At 60.4% G+C, this 13,851-nt stretch carries 13 protein-coding genes and 1 tRNA gene; 9 read left to right on the forward strand and 5 right to left on the reverse strand.

Going from position 1 to position 13,851, the window contains the following annotated elements; genetic code table 11:
- Window positions 1–3 precede the first annotated feature (3 nt).
- Genes era through CRD13_RS09605 form a run of 3 tightly spaced genes read left to right on the forward strand, consistent with a single transcriptional unit; the run spans window position 4 to window position 2,450 of the window.
- Complete coding sequence (gene era / locus CRD13_RS09595; protein ID WP_042389423.1) at window positions 4–945, forward strand: GTPase Era; 942 nt, start codon at window positions 4–6, stop codon at window positions 943–945.
- A gap of 4 nt (window positions 946–949) precedes the next feature.
- Entirely contained in the window at window positions 950–1,699 is a 750-nt protein-coding gene (gene recO / locus CRD13_RS09600) for a DNA repair protein RecO (protein WP_070549895.1), read from the forward strand.
- Window positions 1,700–1,727: 28 nt separating this feature from the next.
- Window positions 1,728–2,450: an isoprenyl transferase gene (locus CRD13_RS09605; protein WP_016423112.1), complete on the forward strand. Its 723-nt coding sequence runs from the start codon at window positions 1,728–1,730 to the stop codon at window positions 2,448–2,450.
- A gap of 35 nt (window positions 2,451–2,485) precedes the next feature.
- Here the strand turns inward: CRD13_RS09605 and CRD13_RS09610 are convergent, their stop codons facing one another.
- Complete coding sequence (locus CRD13_RS09610) at window positions 2,486–2,980, reverse strand: Fur family transcriptional regulator (protein WP_070607075.1); 495 nt, start codon at window positions 2,978–2,980, stop codon at window positions 2,486–2,488.
- A gap of 190 nt (window positions 2,981–3,170) precedes the next feature.
- Between CRD13_RS09610 and CRD13_RS09615 the strand changes: the two genes are divergently transcribed.
- From CRD13_RS09615 to CRD13_RS09625, 3 genes are read left to right on the forward strand one after another with little or no spacing between them, the layout of a single operon-like run.
- Window positions 3,171–4,556 (forward strand): glycine--tRNA ligase, encoded by a 1,386-nt coding sequence (locus tag CRD13_RS09615; protein WP_049189626.1) that lies wholly within the window; start codon window positions 3,171–3,173, stop codon window positions 4,554–4,556.
- A complete protein-coding gene (locus tag CRD13_RS09620) occupies window positions 4,556–5,125 on the forward strand; it encodes a hypothetical protein (RefSeq protein WP_049170730.1) in 570 nt (189 codons plus the stop codon). Before CRD13_RS09615 ends, CRD13_RS09620 begins: the two co-directional genes overlap by 1 nt.
- Window positions 5,113–5,529 (forward strand): hypothetical protein, encoded by a 417-nt coding sequence (locus CRD13_RS09625; protein WP_049192874.1) that lies wholly within the window; start codon window positions 5,113–5,115, stop codon window positions 5,527–5,529. Before CRD13_RS09620 ends, CRD13_RS09625 begins: the two co-directional genes overlap by 13 nt.
- Window positions 5,530–5,537: 8 nt before the next feature.
- Here the strand turns inward: CRD13_RS09625 and CRD13_RS09630 are convergent, their stop codons facing one another.
- A complete protein-coding gene (locus tag CRD13_RS09630) occupies window positions 5,538–7,571 on the reverse strand; it encodes a TPM domain-containing protein (RefSeq protein WP_222866708.1) in 2,034 nt (677 codons plus the stop codon).
- A gap of 28 nt (window positions 7,572–7,599) precedes the next feature.
- Here CRD13_RS09630 and CRD13_RS09635 point away from each other — a divergent pair, with 28 nt between their 5' ends.
- Window positions 7,600–8,892 (forward strand): deoxyguanosinetriphosphate triphosphohydrolase, encoded by a 1,293-nt coding sequence (locus CRD13_RS09635; protein ID WP_016423106.1) that lies wholly within the window; start codon window positions 7,600–7,602, stop codon window positions 8,890–8,892.
- Window positions 8,893–8,896: 4 nt separating this feature from the next.
- On the opposite strand, the gene CRD13_RS09640 is transcribed toward CRD13_RS09635, so the two are convergent.
- Complete coding sequence (locus tag CRD13_RS09640) at window positions 8,897–9,400, reverse strand: ribonuclease domain-containing protein (protein WP_070438686.1); 504 nt, start codon at window positions 9,398–9,400, stop codon at window positions 8,897–8,899.
- 120 nt (window positions 9,401–9,520) lie between these two features.
- On the opposite strand from CRD13_RS09640, the gene dnaG reads away from it, so the two are divergent.
- Window positions 9,521–11,452, forward strand: coding sequence for a DNA primase (gene dnaG / locus CRD13_RS09645; protein WP_187401561.1), 1,932 nt, complete (start codon window positions 9,521–9,523; stop codon window positions 11,450–11,452).
- A 19-nt stretch (window positions 11,453–11,471) separates the two neighbouring features.
- On the opposite strand, the gene CRD13_RS09650 is transcribed toward dnaG, so the two are convergent.
- Together CRD13_RS09650 and CRD13_RS09655 are read right to left on the reverse strand one after the other, a co-directional pair.
- Window positions 11,472–12,104: an MBL fold metallo-hydrolase gene (locus CRD13_RS09650; protein WP_070642011.1), complete on the reverse strand. Its 633-nt coding sequence runs from the start codon at window positions 12,102–12,104 to the stop codon at window positions 11,472–11,474.
- The gene (locus CRD13_RS09655; RefSeq protein WP_049170748.1) at window positions 12,101–13,258 is read right to left on the reverse strand and encodes an S-(hydroxymethyl)mycothiol dehydrogenase; all 1,158 of its coding nucleotides are present in this window, start codon (window positions 13,256–13,258) and stop codon (window positions 12,101–12,103) included. The genes CRD13_RS09650 and CRD13_RS09655 overlap by 4 nt, the downstream gene beginning before the upstream one ends.
- 276 nt (window positions 13,259–13,534) lie before the next feature.
- Between CRD13_RS09655 and CRD13_RS09660 the strand changes: the two genes are divergently transcribed.
- Window positions 13,535–13,606 (forward strand) — tRNA-Asn (locus tag CRD13_RS09660).
- The last annotated feature ends 245 nt before the right edge of the window (window positions 13,607–13,851 follow it).

Here is a 13,851-nt window from a genome sequence, read left to right on the forward strand (position 1 = left end):
GACATGCTGGCCAATGCTGGACTTGGCGGAGATGCTGATGATTACAGTGCGCCGGAGGGCTTTCGCTCTGGGTTCGTCTCTATCGTGGGGCGTCCGAATACCGGTAAGTCGACGCTGACCAATTCCCTGGTGGGCGAGAAGATCGCTATTACCGCTAACCAGCCGGAAACCACGCGTCATCCAGTCCGAGGTGTAGTCCACCGCGAGAACTGTCAGATTGTTGTCGTGGATACGCCAGGTCTGCACAAGCCACGCACGCTGCTCGGTGAGCGCCTGAATGACATGGTTCAGGAGACCTACTCCGATGTGGACTTGGTCGCGATGGTCGTGCCTGCCGACGAGAAAATTGGCCCCGGTGACCGCTGGATTTACGAGAACGTCTCCAAAGGTTGCAAGAACATCATGGGCATTGTGTCCAAGGTGGATAAGGTCTCGCGCGACACCATTATTGAGCGCCTGATCGAGCTGCAGGAGTTGCTCGGTCCGGATGCCGAGCTGGTGCCACTGTCGTCGAAGTCCGGCGAGAACATCAACACGCTGATTGATGTCATGGCTTCCCAGTTGCCGGAGGGACCGCGCCTGTACCCGAAGGGGCACATCACCGATGAGGATCTGCACACCCGGATGGCAGAGCTCATCCGCGAGGCGGCCCTCGGCGGTCTGCGCGATGAGTTGCCGCATTCCGTGGCAGTCCAGATTGATGAGGTGCTGCCAAACCAGGACCGCGAAGGCGTCCTGGATGTCCACGCCGTTATCTATGTCGAGCGTTCGGGGCAGAAGTCCATCCTCATGGGGCGCGACGGTCGACGCATGGGCACCACCATTCATAAGGCTCGTAAGGAACTCATTGCGCTGCTCGGTCAGAATGTTTACCTTGACCTGCGGGTGAAGGTATTGAAGGACTGGCAGTCGGACCCGAAGCAGCTGGGCAAGTTGGGATTCTAAAAAGTTGGTCGAGCCGTATCGCGACCGTGCGCTGGTCGTACGCCGCTACGACCTCGGCGAAGCCGACCGCATCATCGTCCTTTTCACCCGCGACCACGGCTTAGTCCGCGGTGTCGCCAAAGGCGTGCGGCGCGCGAAGAGCCGCTTCGGCTCGCGCCTCTCACCATTCGTCGACGTGGATGTCAACATCTACCCACGCCGAGGACTGTCCACTATCGCAGGCGCAGATACCGTGCGCACGTGGGCAGCACCGCTTGTCGACGACTATGCGCGCTACACCTGTGCGTGTGCAGTCCTGGACGTCGCCGAACGCATTGTCGGCGAGGAGCAAGTGCCGGCTCCCGAATTGTGGGATCTCACCACTCAATCGCTCGACGACGTTGCGGCCGGTCGCCATCGCCCCGATTTGTTGCTGACCTCCTACATTCTGCGAGCAATGGCGCAGGCCGGTTGGCAGCCAAGCCTCTTTGAATGCGCAGGCTGCGGCAAAGCCGGCCCTCACCACGCGTTTTCTCCCGCACTGGGCGGAGCAGTGTGCACCAACTGCAGGCCACCGGGTGCAGATACTCCGCCGACCGAGGTTCTGCATCTGATGTGGCAGCTTGCTCATGAGCAATGGGCGGGCATCGATACGTCGTCAAGCGATTTTGAGGGGCGGATTGCGACGGCGCGTACCCTAACGGCGAAGTACCTGCAGTACTACCTGGGCCGCCGGGTGCCGGCGCTGGAACATGTGGATGCTTTTTGGCAGTAAGCAGTAGCGGTGGGGCACAATAGGAAGCGTGTTGAATCCTCCTGTACCGCAGCAATTCGTGCCCAATCACATCGCGCTCGTGATGGACGGCAATGGTAGATGGGCCGAACAGCGTGGGCTCAAACGCACCGAGGGGCACAAGCGTGGTGAGGCCGTGCTGATGGAGTGCGTCGATGCTTGTTTGGAGATGGGCGTCAAGCACCTGTCGGCTTACGCATTTTCCACTGAGAATTGGCGCCGTTCGGTCGATGAGGTCCGATTCCTTATGGGCTTTAATCGCGATGTGCTGCGCCGACGTCGTGATGAGTTGGATTCGAAGAACGTTCGCGTGCGTTGGGCAGGGCGTCGCCCGCGACTGTGGCGCTCGGTTATTAAGGAACTTGAGATTGCCGAGGAGCAGACGAAGGACAATGACGCGCTAACTCTGTATATGTGCGTCAACTACGGTGGTCGCGCTGAAATTGTTGATGCTGCTAGAGAGATTGCTCGTCAGGCAGCAGCGGGGGAGCTCAGCGAATATGACTTGACCGAGAAGTCTTTCGCACAGTTCCTGGATGAGCCGACTATGCCGGATGTTGATCTGTTCCTGCGTCCATCGGGCGAGCAGCGCACGTCCAACTTCTTAATCTGGCAGTCCGCCTATGCGGAGATGGTCTATCAGGACAAGCTTTTCCCGGATTTCGGTCGGGATGACATGCGCGCCGCAGTGGTGGAGTACGCCAAGCGCGACCGTAGGTTCGGCAAGGCCTAGAGCCGATATTTTTTAGGGGGGGGAGGGAGCCCGGGCTACTTCTTCTGGCAGTCCCTGCACAGGCCGAAGACCTCAGCAGTGTGCCCGGTCAGATTAAAACCGTGCTCCTCCGCAAGGCTGTGCGCCCACTGCTCGACAGGGCCGCCGGCGACTTCAACGGTGCTGCCGCAATCGGTGCAGACCAGGTGATGATGGTGGTGGTCACCGCACAGCCGGTACAGAGCCTCTCCGGAGGCATTGTGCAGAACATCGACAATGTCCATTTCTGCAAGGGACTGGAGCGTCCGATAGACCGTCGTCAAGCCGACCTTGTCCCCACGTTCCGTCAGCGACTTATGAATGTCAGCAGCGGAGCGAAAATTAGGGGCCTCACTCATAATCGACACGACGGCGCGGCGTTGGCGAGTACTGCGCTGGCCGATGCGGGTTGCGGCCGGCCGCGCGGAGGCTTGTGTTCCGGTGCTAGCGGGGGAGCCCGTACCACGTGGGTTTTCGCCAGAACTAACTTCGTGCATATCTTCGCCAGCCATGTAACCGACACTACCCGGTATCGGTTGGACAAGATGCGCTAGAGTATAGGGGAACTTTTAACTGGCCTGTTGGGGTCAGTACATTTTGCTTTTCATTATGTCGTTCGCCGCACGGAACGGGCTGAATTGTGTGCCCGGAAAAGGCGTGTGGTGTGCGATGCGAAGCCATTTATAAGGAGTGGTCTAGACCGTGGCACCTAAGTCAGTTGTCGATACCGTCGCCAACCTGTGTAAGCGCAGGGGGTTCGTTTACCCGTGTGGTGAAATTTACGGCGGTACCCGCTCGGCATGGGATTACGGTCCCCTGGGTGTGGAGCTGAAGGAAAACATCAAGCGCCAGTGGTGGAAGACCTTCGTCACCGGTCGTAAGGATGTCGTCGGCCTGGATTCCTCCATTATCCTGCCGCGCCAGGTCTGGGAAGCTTCCGGCCACGTCGCTACCTTCACCGACCCGCTGGTGGAGTCCCTGCACACCCACAAGCGCTACCGCGCTGACCACCTGCTGGAGGCCTACGAGGCCAAGCACGGTCACCCGCCGGCCAATGGTCTGGCAGATGTTCCGGACCCGGAGACCGGTCAGCCGGGCAACTGGACCGAGCCGCAGATGTTCTCCGGTCTGATGAAGACCTTCCTCGGCCCGGTCGACAATGAGCAGGGCCTGCACTACATGCGCCCGGAGACCGCTCAGGGTATCTTCGTCAACTTCAAGAACGTTATGACCACGGCTCGTATGAAGCCACCGTTCGGTATCGGCCAGACCGGTAAGGCATTCCGTAACGAGATCACCCCGGGCAACTTCATCTTCCGTACCCGCGAGTTCGAGCAGATGGAGATCGAGTACTTCGTCGCACCGAACGAGGCGGAAGAGAAGTTCGATGAGTGGGTCGACGCCTGCTGGAACTGGTTCATTGACCTGGGCGTTAACCCGGAGAACATGCGTCAGTTCGACGTTCCGAAGGACGAGCGCGCTCACTACTCTGCACGCACAATCGACTTCGAGTACCGTTTCCACTTCCAGGGCAACGAGTGGGGCGAGCTGATGGGTGTCGCCAACCGTACGGACTACGACCTCGGCTGCCACATCGAGCACTCCAAGGAAGACCTGCGTTACCACGACCAGGTCACCGGCGAAAAGTACGTTCCGTACGTCATTGAGCCGTCCTTCGGTCTGACCCGCGCCCTGATGGCCTTCCTGTGCGATGCCTACACCGAGGAAGAGGTGCCGAACGCAAAGGGCGGCACCGACACCCGTACTGTGCTGAAGCTGGACCCGCGTCTGTCGCCGGTTAAGGTTGCTGTTTTGCCGCTGTCGAAGAAGGACACCCTGACTCCGACTGCTGAGGCTGTCGCCGACAAGCTGCGCCAGTACTGGGCCGTCGATTACGACACCTCCGGTGCTATCGGCCGTCGTTACCGTCGCCAGGATGAGATCGGTACTCCGTTCTGTGTCACCGTTGACTTCGATACTCTCGAGGACAACGCTGTGACCGTCCGTGACCGCGACACCATGGAGCAGGAGCGCGTCAAGATTGACGAGCTGGAAGGCTACCTCGCAGCTCGCCTGGTGGGCTGCTAATGGCCGAAGAAGTTTTTTGGGAATCCTATAGTCTCGGCGACGGCTCTCGGGAAAAATCCGAGCAAACCTGGCCGATTCTGAAGGAAAGCACCGAAGTCGGCACGTACATCCGTGATGAGCAGGGCGATCGCCTCAACACCCCGGAAGGGGAGTGGGTCATTGATGCCTCTGCTAATCACCGTGTTTCCGCCACGCTTCCCGACGGCCGCGTGTTCTCGACCGTTGCTGCTGACCGTGACAAGATTTCGCGAGCCAAGCAGCTTTCAGTGACCTTTGGGCCGGAACGTCCTGAAGGCAAGCTGGTGTGCGAGGGATCGACGAACTACGTCATCGAGAATGCGAAGACCGGCGAGAAGTGGGGCCAGTTTACCGGTGCGTCCCGTGGCGTGCGCCACGCAGAGGTGCAGTTCGACACCGATGAGGGCCGTGCGCTGCCGGAAGAGGAGAAGATCTTCCTGGTCTACAGTGCTCGTCGAGTGCTGGAGTCCCGCATGGTTTCCTCTACCTGGATTCTCACTGTCTGCTTGCTCTTGCTGATTGCCTATATGATTTGGGTGTGGATCGTGTAGCAACTATTGCAGACGGCGTCGTTTACGACGAGAACAAAAAGACCCTGTCCGACGGCTGGAGCTGTCAGGACGGGGTCTTTAGTGCTTTCTGGATCACCTCGCCACAAGGGCGTGGCTGGCAGGTGAAAGCCCGCTTTTTTAGCACGAACGCGCTAGTGATGACGAATCCAGATGAGGGGGATTCTTTCGTCCTAAACAGAGAAGGACGGGGAATTCGCACGGTCTTCGACATCGAACGGCCAGGCTATGAGCTCGCCCGAATCGTCAGAGAGGACAGCCTAGGCCGAGGGGTATTTGGTGTCTATGCCCAGAAAGGAGACTTCCGGGGGAGTTTCGAAGACTGGCTGATTGCCGCCGCACTGGCGACGTGGTCTGTGGATGGGCCACGCCAGATGCGAATTTAGGCGGGAATCTAGAAGCCCATTGTGCTGCCGGAGCCGCCTGGTCGGCTCGAACCTCCGCCGAAGCCGCCGAAGCCGCCGATGCTGCCACCAAAGCCGCTGTTGTTGCTGAGCATGCTGCCTAGCACCATGCCGGCGACCATCGAACCGTTGCTGCCGCCACCGCGGCGCTGATCCTGGTAGCGGCGGATGTCACGGCGGGCCAAGTCAGCGGCCTCAGCCGCGAGCTTGCGCGCACGACGTGCGTAGGCCAAAGCCTTTCGCGGATCGTCGTTGGCCAAGCCCTGAGCAGAGCCGTAAGCACGCTGCGCCTCCGCGAGGCGAGTGCGAGCCTCAGCACCAACCACACGGCGGCGGGTAGCAATTAAGTCAGCCGCGGCGCGAATGTGATTGTCGGCATCCTGCATGCTGTGCTGCAAAGTGGCGGTAGCGCGGGCGAACGATGCGGCCTTGTCTCGAGCGGAGTCGAGGGCTTCGTCGAGCAGCTCATCGGCATCGGTCAGTGCGGTCCAGGAACTCAGTGGATCCACTTCGGACTTATTGGCTGCCACGCCGAGTGCTTCACGGCCTGCTTCGATGGCCGCATTGAGACGCTCGCGGTTGATGTTGGCGCCTTGCGGTGCCGACATCAGGTGCGAGGCCTCATCGATTTCACCGCGGACCTCGGCGATAAGGGAAGCCAGTCCAGCGACTGCAGCGTGAATATCGCTATCGGCGTGTTCAATGGCCTCTAGAAGACTCTCTGCCTGTGTGAGCGCAAAGTCGGTGGCCGACAGTGCATCAATCAGACCACCTTGCTCACCGGCGGGTAGGTCCGCGATGCGGCGGGCCTCAGACATTGACTGGTCAGCCTGATTCAGGTGCTCCGTGGCCATATCAATATTGTCGGTCACAGAGCTGAGCATCTGCTCTTCGTAACGTGCGCGCAGACCATCGAGAATTTCGCCGGCACGCGGCATACGTGAACGCAGCTCGACACTTCGCTGAGTGAGCTTCGAAATCGTCGCTTCAGCATTCATCAACTCCTGGCGGAGTTTCTGGAAGTTTGCGGCCTCGCCGTCGAGCTGGTCATCCGCTACACCACAGGTGGAGATAATCTCCAGTAGGACACTGCGGCGCTCGATTTCGTCGGACACGGAGCCGTCGTCAAGCTGTTGGCGAAGTGCAAACGCACGCTCGAGCGTGGACTGAGAGTGCTTCAGTGCGTTGTCGAAGCTGCGGATGCGTTCGGTGCCGAACTCAGCGCGGGCGAGGTCGAGCTCGGTGCGGGCTTTGCGAATGGACTCATCGGTACTGACAATCTCATCGTGCGCAAGAACATCGAGCGAGCTGGTGCTCAGCGAGTCCAGCGAAGAGACATCCTTGGGGTCGATGTTGCGGCCACGAGCGATCTCCTCCTCATCGCGCTTCTTCTTATTGCGGCGGCCCACGGCCCAGGTGGCGCCACCGACAACGGCGGCACCACCGAGGCCGGCGCCGAGTGCCCACCCACCGGCGGAGCCGCTGCCACCGCCTGCCTCGGCGATGGCAGCTTCACCCGCAGCTGCCCAGTTGTCATCCTCTAACAACTGCCCTTGAGCTGCGCTGTTGACGGCCTCGGCGTTGCGGGGGAAGGAGTCTCCGACGAAAGCGCCGAGGTTTCGGTCTTCCACGGCGACGACCAGGACACCGCGGTTGTCGGCAGCTCCGAGGTGCTCCCAGGCCTGCTGCGCCCACTGTTCGCCCTGAATGCCGTCGAAGCTCTTGATGTAAAACACCGAGAACAGGAGTCGCTTCTCTGTCTTGAGCTGCTGAATCTGCTCCTTCAGACGAGCTTCATCGCCGCCGCTCAGCACACCTGCGAGATCAGCCACCTCGCCCGACACATCCGCCGGTGCCTCGGCGTGCGCCAGGGATGCTGACGGTGCGAGTGCCAGCAGCGAAGCAGGTGCGTGAACCGGTGGCTGTGCCGGTAGTGCGGCAGTAATTAGCGGCATGCTCAGGCCGAGGAAAGCACCCGATGCAGCAAGGTAAAGGGGGCGAAACACGCGATTCCTGTCAGACATATCTACAAGGATACGTAACAATAATTACGTGGCCGGTAAATTTTCGTATTCATCTTTTGAACTCGCTCGTATTGTCGAGGAGTCTCCGAAGCAGTCATTGCTGCCCGGGGTGCAGTCCTTGGAATCTCACCGGGCGGCGTTTGCGCGAGATCGCGCCCGCGTTTTGCACTCCGCAGCGCTGCGCAGACTGGCTGACAAAACCCAGGTCGTGGGGCCAGGAGAGGGTGATACTCCGCGCACGCGCCTGACTCACTCGCTGGAGGTCGCGCAGATTTCCCGTGGAATCGCCAGCGAGTTGGGTGCAGATGAGGATCTCGCAGAGCTGGCCGGCCTGACCCATGACATCGGGCATCCGCCGTATGGCCACAACGGCGAGCGTGCCCTCAACGAGATTGCCGCTGGTTGCGGCGGGTTCGAGGGCAACGCGCAGACGCTGCGTATTCTCACTCGCCTCGAGCCGAAGGTGCTCGATGGTACAGGTGAGCCCTGTGGACTCAATCTCACTCGGGCGGCGCTCGATGCGGCTTGTAAGTACCCGTGGACACCGATCGGTCCCGATGGTCAGCTCCGCCACAAGTACGGCGCCTACCAGGAAGATGCTGCGATCCTGCAGTGGATTCGCCAGGGCGTTCCGCACGGCAAGCAGTGTCTTGAGGCGCAGATCATGGACTGGTCTGACGATGTCGCCTATTCCGTCCACGATGTCGAGGATGGCATCGTCTCTGGCCGCGTTGACCTGGGTGTTCTGTGGGACACGGTGGAACTGGCCGCGCTCGCTGACAAGGGTGCTGCCGCATTTGGTGGCGATCCAGCGGAGCTCGTCGAGGCTGCCGGGCGTCTTGCCAGCTTGCCGGTGGTATCAGCTGCGGCGTCCTATGATGGTTCGCTGCGCTCGCTGGTCGCGCTGAAACGGATGACCTCGGAGCTGGTCGGCCGTTTCGTCACGGCTTCCGTCGCGGGTACGCGTGCTGCCTCCGGGTCGACGCTTCCGCTCGGGCGTTACGACGCGGACCTCGCCGTGCCCAGCTCGATTCTGGCGGAGGTCACCATGCTGAAGACCATCGCCGTGCTGTATGTGATGGATCTTCCGCGTCATATTCGCCGTCAGGAGCGTGAACGCGATCGTCTTTTCCGGGTGGCCGAGTATCTGCAGGAAGGTGCTCCAGGGACGCTTGATCCGATGTTCCAGTGGCTCTATTCCCGGGCGGAGAGTGACCAAGCGCGGCTGCGGGTTATCGTTGATCAGCTAGCGTCGATGACGGAATCGCGTGTAGAGCGGCTTGATCGCCAGATTGCTGGTGTGGCTGCGGCGTGGGGATAGTTGTCTACTCCTCCGCGTCAGGAATTTCGCAGAAGCTCTCGTAGTGGTCGTCGGTGTAGTACCAGACATCCGGATCGTTTTCGGAACCGCCGCCGACAACGATGCGGCGTGCACCGCGGCTGGAATTGCCCGGGGTGGTCACGGTGTATTCGCGGTAGTAGTCACCGCGCTCCTTCGGCAGGCGTCCCTCGTAGTTGCCGAAGTGCTTGCCGTCGTGCTGCGAATAGATGTGGTCCTGGTCGGTCAGGATGCGGTCGATAACATCGTCGGCCTCCTGCGGCAGGGTATCTACTGCGCAGGTGGCACCCTTTGTGCCGGCCTTGTTGCTGCCCAAGTTGGGGCCAGGTTTAGGGCCTGGTTTCGCGCTGGAGGCAGTGGAATCCTGCGACCCCTGTGAGTTCTCGGATGCCGTAGAGTTCTGGTCTCCGCCATCGAGCCCGAAATAACTACCAGCCAGCACCAGGGCGGCAGCGCCTACACCGCTCGCAATCTTCTTCCACTCAGCCATGGCTAGTATCTTTCCATATCTGTCGCCGCCGGCACGCTTTTGGGTTGAGCGCGGGCGGCTCGTCGGCAAGCGAAACCTCTACGGCGGAGTCGATTGGACGGGTTGGGTAAGGTTATTTTCATGGCTAGGGGAAGAATTCCGGACTCCGACATCGCGGCAATCCGCGAACGGACTCCGATTGAGGAGATCGTTGCAGAATACGTGAACCTCAAACCGGCTGGCGCGGATTCTCTGAAAGGGCTATCGCCTTTTAAAGACGAGCGCACGCCGTCGTTCCACGTACGCCCCAATCATGGCTACTACCACTGCTTTTCCACCGGCAAGGGCGGTGATGTATTCAGCTTCCTCATGGAGATGGAACACCTGTCTTTCCCGGAGGCTGTCGAAGCCTGTGCGGAGAAAATTGGCTTCCACATTAACTATGAGGGCGGCGGCACGGGCCGTCGCGAGGAACCGGGAACCCGCCAGCGTCTCATCGCCGCAAACCGCGAGGCACAGAAGTTCTACCGCGAGCAGTTTTCGACTCCAGCGGCAGCGCCCGCTCGCGAGTTTCTGGAAAATCGTGGCTTCACCGCCGAGCACGCGGCCCAGTTCGGCTGTGGCTACTCGCCGGCCGGCTGGGATACTCTAACCAAGCACCTGCAGCGCCTGGGCTTTAGTTTCGAGGAGCTGGACAAGGCGGGGCTTTCCAAGATGGGGCGGATGGGGCCAATCGATCGTTTCCACCGCCGTCTCATGTGGCCGATTCGCAATATGTCCGGCGATGTCATCGGCTTTGGTGCCCGCAAGCTTTTTGACGATGACAACTTGGGCAAGTACATGAACACGCCTGAAACCATGCTGTACAAGAAGTCCAAGGTGCTCTTCGGCCTGGATCTGGCAAAGAAGGACATTGCCGCTGGTCATCAGGCTGTGATTGTGGAGGGCTACACCGACGTCATGGCCATGCACGCCTCAGGCGTGACCACAGCCGTCGCGTCCTGTGGTACCGCTTTCGGCGAGGAACACCTCCAGCTGCTGCGCCGTCTCATGCTCGATGACAACTTCTTCCGCGGCGAACTCATCTACACCTTCGACGGCGACGAGGCGGGGCAGAAGGCCGCCATGCGCGCCTTCGAGGGCGAGCAGAATTTCACCGGCCAGTCCTACGTCGCGGTCGCGCCGGACGGCATGGATCCGTGCGATCTGCGCCAGAAGAAGGGCGAGGCCGCAGTGCGCGATCTCGTCGCTTCACGACGGCCATTGATCGAATTTGTCCTCCGCACGCTTCTGGCCGACTATGACCTGACCACCGCTAATGGCAGGGTCTCCGGGTTGCGCCGCGTGGTGCCTGTCCTGGCCCAGCTCAAGGACGCGGCGCTGCGCGATGAGTATGCCCGCGAAGTTGCCGGCTGGATCGGCTGGAATGATGAGGCCGAGCTGGTACAGCGCGTCCGCGAGGAGGCCAGTCGGCCACAGAGTGAAAAGCGCACTCCCTACCAGCGTCGCCAAGAAGAGGCCCGTGCCCGCGAAGAGGCGGAGGAAGCGCGGCGCCGGCGCAACCCGGCACTGCCGTATCCAAATCCGCGGGACCCTGTGCTCTATGCGCAGCGTGAGGCCCTTAAGCTGGCAATTCAAGAGCCCGCCACCACCGGTCCGGTATTCGATGCGCTCGCACCCGAGACCTTTGGGCATCCGACCTACCGAGCGGTATTCGACGCCATCATGGCTGCAGGTGGTGCCTGTGGGGAAGCGGCCACGCAGCCACATTGTTGGGCGACCGCAATTATGGATCAGGCGCGGGAGGACGTCGTCAAGCATCTCGTGACTGAGCTGGGAGTGGAGCAAATCGCTGTCGATGCAGAGACGCTGCGCCCGTATGCGCAGGCGATTCTGGCGCGGTTGCAGGAGGTGTGGGTCGGTGACCAAATTGCACAGCTGAAGGCGATGCTCTCGCGAATGCGGCCCTCAGATGACGAAACCGCCTACAACTCGCTGTTCGCGGACCTGCTCGCGATGGAGCAGTACCGCCGCGAACTGCAAGCAGAGGCGGTCAAGGTCGTGTTTGAGTAGCTAGCGACTAGTAGGGCGGCTAGTAGCCGCGGCGAATCCACTCTTCCAAGTGCGGAGCCTCGCGGCCAATCGTCGTGTGGTCGCCATGACCCGTGCGGACAGTCGTTTCCGCAGGCAGAGTCAGCAGGTTGTCGCGGATGGAGTTAATAATCGTGTCGAAATCCGAGTAGGACCGACCGGTCGCCCCCGGACCGCCGGAAAACAGCGTGTCACCAGAGAACAGCTCCGCGGCCTCCGGCACGTACAGGCAGCACGAGCCAGGGGAGTGACCCGGAGTGTTAATAATGACAACCTCCGTGCCTGCAATCTCCAGGCGCTGACCATGCGCGAGATCCTCGTGCGCCAGGTCCGGCCAGGACTGATCCCACAGCATCTGGTCGCCCGGGTGGACGAGCAGGGGAGCGTCGAGCTTCTCCTGCAGTTCAGGGGCCACAGTGATGTGGTCGTTGTGCGCGTGGGTGCATACAATCGCCTTTACCTTGCGACCGTCCACCGCATCAATAATCGGCTGCGCCTCATGCGCCGCATCGATGACAATGACCTCACGGTCATCGCCGAGCACCCATACGTTGTTGTCTACGTCCCACGTGCCACCATCGAGCGAGAACGTGCCCGACGTGAGAACGTGGTCAACCCTCAAATCCTTGTTCACAGCGTCACCACCGATCGCAGTACCTTACCGGCCTTCATAGTTTCGAAAGCCTCATCAACATCCTCAATGCCAATGCGCTCCGTTACGAAGCCCTCCAACGGCAGGCGGTTTTGCAACGACAGATCTACCAGCATCGGGAAGTCCCGCTCCGGCAGGCAGTCGCCGTACCAGGACGACTTCAGCGCACCACCGCGGCTAAACACATCCGCCAGCGGGATGTCCAGCTCCATCGTCGGCGCCGGAACACCGACCAGCACAACACGTCCAGCCAGGTCACGGGCGTAGAACGCCTGCTTGTAAGTTTCCGGACGGCCGACCGCATCAATCACGACGTCAGCACCGAAACCGTCGGTCAGCTCACGCACTCGCTTAACGACGGGATCCTCTTCCCCGGTGCCCTTATCGCTCTTAGCCAGCTCCGCAGAGTTAATGGTCTCGGTCGCGCCGAATTCGCGGGCGGTATCCAACTTCTCGTCCGAGATGTCGATGGCAATAATCTTGCTAGCGCCGGCCAGCTTGGCACCGGCGATAGCGGCCGTACCAACGCCACCGCAGCCGATGACGGCTACCGATTCACCGCGCTTGACCTCGCCGGTGTTAATAGCCGCACCGATGCCGGCCATGACACCGCAGCCCAGCAGGCCCGCAACGGCCGGATCGGCTGCCGAATCGACCTTGGTGCACTGGCCCTCGTGGACGAGGGTGGCATCCGCAAAAGCGCCGATTCCCAGTGCTGGGGTGAGGACGGTGCCGTCGGCAAGCGTCATGGGCTTGGAGGCGTTGAAAGTGCTAAAGCAGTACTGTGGCTCACCGCGCTTGCAGGCGCGGCACTCGCCACAGACGGCGCGCCAATTGAGGACAACGAAATCGCCGACGGCAACATGCGTGACCTCTTCGCCAATCTCGGAGACCACGCCTGCGGCCTCGTGGCCGAGGAAGAACGGGTACTCGTCGGTGATATCGCCGTCGCGGTAAGCCAGGTCTGTATGGCAGACGCCGCAGGCCTGGATGTCGACAATGACATCGTTCGGGCCCGGGGACGGGATGTGGATATCAGTAAGTTCTACAGGTGCGCCTTTTTCGCGGGCGATAACGCCGCGCACAACGCGTGCGGTTTGCTCGGTGTTTTCGGTTCCGTTGGTTTGTTCAGACATAAGCCCCATCATATGAACGCGGTATGAAAAGTGCATGATGGAAAGCGTTTTCAGTACTGGTAGGAGCTTTGTGGGCGCTGTGTGAGGTTGCGTGGATTGTGTGGATTGCGTGGCTCTGAGAACTCACAACGGTGTCATGACGTGTGGGAAAAGAAGGTATAAATTGACCTTTGACCTGGCGATTTGTGAGTTTCAAGGGGTCTGGGTAAAGTATCTATCCGTCGCAAGGAACGGCATGGCCGAAGTTCGGTTTAGCCGGTTCTGTGCGGTGGATATTCCTCCATAGCTCAATGGCAGAGCATTCGACTGTTAATCGAAGGGTTGCTGGTTCGAGTCCAGCTGGAGGAGCAATTAAGCCAGGTCAGAGAGTTTTTCTCTGGCCTGGTTTTCGTTTAAGAAGACGAAGAAGACAAAAACAGACAGAAAATAATCCAAGCCCTAGGAAAGTCGGAAAAGCGTGTCTGGGCGGTGCGTCGCCGGTGGGCACCTTTCGCCACTTACCCCAGTGCGAGTTACTGACTGCGTTTATGGCTGATGGCGTTGGGTGGATGCGAGTTACTGACTGCGTTTATGTCAAAAATGGCACGAAAAAT

The sequence above is a fragment of the Corynebacterium sp. LK26 genome, assembly GCF_014335085.1.
Classification (GTDB): Bacteria; Actinomycetota; Actinomycetes; order Mycobacteriales; family Mycobacteriaceae; genus Corynebacterium; species Corynebacterium jeikeium_D.